Here is a 4,938-nt window from a genome sequence, read left to right as displayed (position 1 = left end):
TGCTCAGCGCTACTTTTTTCGCGTTTCGGCGCTGCCACCGCAGTCTCGACACCCCAGCGAACGGGCCCGACGGATTAACGGGCAAGACCACTAAGTCAGCCACATCGGCGTGCAGGCCTTTTTGGGCGTTCCGCCCGTACCGGTCAGTGGCTGCGCAGCGCGTCGCTCAGGTATTGCGTGCGGCAGGCCCGGCGGGCGAGTTTGCCGCTGGTGGTGCGCGGGATGGCGCCGGCCGGCAGGAATTGCACGTCGGACACCGAGACCCGGTGGCGGTGCGACACCGCGGCCCGGATCGCCCCGATCACCGGCTGCGGGTCGGCGCGGCCGGTGCCCGCAGCGCGCTCAGCGACGATCACCAGCCGTTGTCGCCCGCCGTCGGCCGGTACAGCGAAGGCCGCGACATAGCCGCGGCGCACCATCGGCGAGGCGTCTGCGACGGTGGCCTCGATGTCGTGTGGATAGTGGTTGCGCCCGTCGACGGTCACCAGGTCCGCGATCCGGCCGGTGACATAGAGCTCGCCGTCGAGGTACACCCCCAGGTCGCCGGTGCGCAGCCAGGCGCGGTCGGTGTCCGATCGCTCGGCGTGACTGTGGTCGGGCAGACGCGCGCGCAGCCGCGCGCCGAACGCGCGCCGGGTGTCCTCGGGGCGGTCCCAGTAGCCGCGGCCGACGTTGTTGCCCTGCAACCAGATCTCGCCGACCTCGCCATCGGGCAGCTCGTCTCCGGTGCCGGGGTCGACGATCACCGCCCACAGGCTGCGGGCCACCTGACCGCAGGACACCTGGACCACCGCGTCGGGAGCGTCCGGCGCGACCCGTACCGCGTGCCCGGCGCCCAGCTGTTCGCGGTCGAGGTACACCGCCGTGACCTCGGCGCTGGGTGCAATGGTCGCGATCATCAGGGTCGCTTCCGCGATCCCGTATGAGGGTTTGAACGCCGTCCGCGGTAATCCGTAGGGCGCGAACGCCTTGTTGAAGGTGCGGATCGCGTCGATGCTGACTGGCTCGGAACCGATGATCATCACCACGTTGGAAAGGTCGATGTCGTCGCCCGGCGCGGGCAGGCCGCGCTGGGCGGTCCACTCATAGGCGAAGTTGGGCGCGGCGGTGACCACACGGCCCTCCCTCGACGCGGCCGACAGGGCGTGGATCCAGCGCTGCGGCCGGCGGACGAACGCGGTCGGCGACAGCAGCGTGGAGTGCCCGCCGTACACCGCGGGGAAGCCGATCATCGACAGGCCCATGTCGTGGTAGAGCGGTAACCAGCTGACGCCGTGGGTGTTTCGGTCCAGCAGGTCGATGGACAGGATCATCTGGGTCAGGTTGGTGCCGACCGCCCGGTGGGTGATCTCCACGCCGACCGGCGGGCGCGTCGCACCGGAGGTGTACTGCAGGTGCGAGACGTCGTCCATGCCGAGCTCGGTCGGGACGAACGACTCTCCCTCCGAGTCGGGGATCTGGTCGATGAACAGGACCTGCGGGCGTTGCGGGCGCGGCAGGCCGGTCAGGAAGTTCTCGACGGCGCCCGCGGCCTCGCTCGTGGTGAGGACCACCGACGGCTGCGAGTCGCGCAGCGCCGTGTCGAGGCGCTCGGCGTGGCCCGGGAGTTCGGGCGCGAACAGCGGCACGGCGACGGTGCCGGCCTTGATCGCCGCGTAGAAACCCACGACGTAGTCGATGCCCTGCGGCGCCAGGACCGCGACCCGCTCGCCGCGGCTCGCGACGCGCTGCACCCGGGCACCGATGGCCTGGAGCCGGGCACCGAACTGCGTCCAGGTCACCTCGTCAGCGCGTCCGTCGGCGCCGTGGCTGTAGTCCAGGTAGCGGTAGGCCACGGTGTCACCGACATTCGCGACGTTGCGCTCGATCAGGGAGATCAGCGTGACGCCCGGAGGCAGCACGATCTCGCCGTCGGCGTCCAGACAGTCCTCGATGTCGAGGAGTCCGGGGACACTCCTGTCGCTCTGCGGGAAACCCGAATTCATAAGCGCAGTGTAGGCAACGGCGACCCCGCGCCGGCCGGCTGCGCGGCGTGTTCGCCGGAGGACGACGCGGCGCACGGAAAGGTTCGGCATCGGCGCCGCTACGTCGACGTGATCTCGTCCTGATACTTCTTGGTCATGTGCTCGACGGCCTGCAGTTGGGTCTGCGCAAGATCGTCACGCACCTGACCCGCGCGCGCGGCGGCAGCCAGGGTCGGCTCGGCCTGCCCCTGGAAGTGCGGTATCACCTCGGCGGCGAACAGCTCGGCGGACCGCTTGGCGGCCGCCGGGTTGGCCCAGTCGTGTCCCATCTGCAGCATGCAGCCGAACCCGCCGGATTGGTCCCAGAGCCGCTGCACCTGGGCCCGCGCCCGCTCCGGGGTGCCGATCACGCCCGACCCGTTGTCGTTGATGATGTCGATCATCTCGTCGAGCTGCTCTCCCGGCATGGTCATCTGCGGGAAGGCGGCCACCTTCTGGAAGTACCGGAACCACGGTTCGATGCCGAACTTCACCTCTTCGCGCGCCTGCTTCTCGGTCTCGGCGAGATGGAACAGCCCGACCAGGCTCCAGTTGTTCCGGTCGACCTGTGTGCCGAACGCCGCCGCGCGCTCCTCGACGATGCCCCAGTGATAGGCGAGCGCGTCGAAGCCCTCGACGATCAGCGTCGCCCCGATCGACAGCAGGCCGATGCCGTGCTTGCCGGCCAGCCTCGCGCCCGTCGGCGAGGCGACCGCCGCGACCGACAACGGGATCCCCCCGTCGGAGTAGGGGGCGAGCTGCAACCGCGCGTCGAACAGTTGGTGCGTCGCCGTTTTCGCCGACACGGTCTCGCCCGTTAGCAGGCGCACGACGATGTCGAGATTGGTCTCGAGCAGTTCGCGCGTGTCGGTGGGGGTGAGGCCGATCATCGCGGAATCGGTAGGCAGGGAACCGGGGCCCACCCCTCCGATCACGCGGCCGCGAGTGAGGTGGTCGAGCAGCATCAGCCGGTCGGCGACCCACAGCGGGTTGTGATATGAGAGCGAGATGACGCCCGTCCCGAAGCGAATCCGCTGCGTCCGTTGCGCCGCCGCGGCGATGAAGATCTCCGGCGAACTGATGATCTCGCTGCCGGCCGAGTGGTGCTCGCCGAGCCACACCTCGTCGAAACCAAGGCGGTCCACATGGTCGATGAACTCCAGATCGCGCTGTAACGCCAGGGTGGGGTTGGTGCCCGCCCGGTGAAACGGTGCGATGAAATAGCCGAATCTGAGCTTGGACATGAGGGCCCCGTTGCGTCCGCCTTGCTGAAAACCATAGCCTCGGAGCCCGACAGTGTGCGGCGACGCCTGCCGGGTTCGATGCGGACTGCGCGGGTCGGTGAACACTCACCACCGACGAACAATAAACATTGACGCTTTCTCGTCAGTGGCTTACGTCGAGGACCGTGCCGCATCGTGGCCGTATTTCGTACCCGATCGGTGCGAAGGTTTTCTCGCCGATGCCCGTCTCCGCCGGCGTGCTGATCACCGCGCTCCCCGACCGTCGCTGCTGCAGCACTCGGCGCCGGCACGGTGCCAACCCGATCGCAGGGCGCCGGTGAGGCACACATGGCCGCCCGCCTGAATCAACCACGTCCCCGCCGGACCCAGGCCCAGCGGAGCAGCGAGACCAAGGCCGCCCTGCTCGATGCCACCTTGGATTTGCTGGTCGAATCCGGCTACAAGGCAACCACTCTGACCGCAGTAGCCCATCGAGCCAAAGTTTCGCTGGGCGCGTTGCTGCACCACTTCCCCACCAAGAACGACTTGCTGGTGGCCGCGATCGGACACGCATTCGAGCGTCGCAGTGAGGAGTATCGCCGGACCATGGCCGAGGTGGATGCCGCCGAAGACAAGCTGGACGCCACGCTCGACCTGCTCTGGTCGATGTGGACCGGTCCCACGGTCACGGCATTCGTCGAATTGTGGGTCGCGGCCCGCACGGACGCCGATCTGGCCGGTGACGGCGACACCGGGAACGGGTTGCACCTGCTCTTCTCGCTGGTGACCGGATTGGCATTCTGCAACATGATCCCGGGGCATCACCCGTTGGCGTCCGATCGGGTCATCGAAAGGTTCAAAGCGATGGCTCGGCGCTCACCGTCGATGCCGACACGTTGATCGATCATCTGGTCGGCAATCGCCATCCTCGCCCCCTGATGCGCCCAGTCCCGGACGGGCAGGGGCGCTCCGGTTGAGCGGGCCGACCGGCGGCACGCAACTGGTGTCGATTCCGCACTGACCGGACCGACGTCCATGACGACCACCGCACCGACCTGTGTCGCCGCGATGAGGGAAAGCCCGCTACCCCTCCTTGGTGATCAGCTTGCGCAGCGCGACGCGGTCGGGCTTCAGCAGCTCTTCGATGCGGGGCTTGTTCACCTCGGCGACGATGATCTCGCCCACCTCCTGGTTGACCTCGCTGAAGATGCCGTGCGACTTCATCTTCGAGGTCTGGTACTGGTTGTCCTCGGTGGGCGTCACGTAGTACACCGCGTCAGCCTTGAAGCGGTGTACCAGCCACAGGTGGATCAAGGTCATCAGCCGCTTTTTGCGCAGCTTCTCGGCGAAGGTGTTCTGGTCGCGCACCGTGAGGATGCTGCGGCCGTGGCGGTCCTTGATGGGATCGAAGACGACATCGGCCAGCAGCTCGTCCTGGTTGCCGTAGATGCCGAGCACCAGTACCTCCGAGCCGGCACGGCGCGGCCGCAGTTGCGCCCGCAGCTTCTCGCCGAGACGGTAGTGCTCACTCCACAACGCCAGCCACTCCTCCAGCAGCTTCTTGGGCACCTCGGTCTGCACGAGGTGCTGATGCTGGGTTGAGCCTTTGCCCATGGCCTTGGTGGTCGCGGTGCGCCCGGAGGAGGCGGCCAGCGCCGCGTCGCTGCGCGGCCCGCCGACCAACGTCTGCGGCGTGCGATACGGCGACTCCA

3 protein-coding genes and 1 pseudogene are annotated in these 4,938 nt (G+C 68.0%); 1 reads left to right on the top strand and 3 read right to left on the bottom strand.

The genetic code is table 11. The features are described 5' to 3' along the window. Window positions 1–143: 143 nt before the first annotated feature. Together ACOJVU_RS18000 and ACOJVU_RS17995 are read right to left on the bottom strand one after the other, a co-directional pair. On the bottom strand, window positions 144–1,985 hold the full coding sequence (locus tag ACOJVU_RS18000; RefSeq protein WP_421531017.1) for a fatty acyl-AMP ligase: 1,842 nt from the start codon (window positions 1,983–1,985) through the stop codon (window positions 144–146). A gap of 98 nt (window positions 1,986–2,083) precedes the next feature. After that, a complete protein-coding gene (locus ACOJVU_RS17995) occupies window positions 2,084–3,247 on the bottom strand; it encodes an LLM class flavin-dependent oxidoreductase (protein WP_421531016.1) in 1,164 nt (387 codons plus the stop codon). Between the two features lie 327 nt (window positions 3,248–3,574). Here ACOJVU_RS17995 and ACOJVU_RS17990 point away from each other — a divergent pair, with 327 nt between their 5' ends. Continuing rightward, window positions 3,575–4,126: a TetR/AcrR family transcriptional regulator gene (locus ACOJVU_RS17990; RefSeq protein WP_421531015.1), complete on the top strand. Its 552-nt coding sequence runs from the start codon at window positions 3,575–3,577 to the stop codon at window positions 4,124–4,126. A 183-nt stretch (window positions 4,127–4,309) separates the two neighbouring features. On the opposite strand, the pseudogene ACOJVU_RS17985 reads toward ACOJVU_RS17990, so the two are convergent. After that, window positions 4,310–4,938 (bottom strand): annotated as a pseudogene (locus tag ACOJVU_RS17985) (isocitrate lyase); the annotation flags it as partial.

Origin of the sequence: Mycobacterium sp. THU-M104 (genome assembly GCF_049197365.1) — a bacterium.
GTDB lineage: Bacteria > Actinomycetota > Actinomycetes > Mycobacteriales > Mycobacteriaceae > Mycobacterium.
This window is presented reverse-complemented; position numbering and strand designations above follow the sequence as displayed.

Excerpts from the sequence above, each read along its gene's own strand:
- ACOJVU_RS18000 (WP_421531017.1), bottom strand. The coding sequence starts at position 1,985 with ATGAATTCGGGTTTCCCGCAGAGCGACAGGAGTGTCCCCGGACTCCTC.
- ACOJVU_RS17995 (WP_421531016.1), bottom strand. The coding sequence starts at position 3,247 with ATGTCCAAGCTCAGATTCGGCTATTTCATCGCACCGTTTCACCGGGCG.
- ACOJVU_RS17990 (WP_421531015.1), top strand. The coding sequence starts at position 3,575 with ATGGCCGCCCGCCTGAATCAACCACGTCCCCGCCGGACCCAGGCCCAG.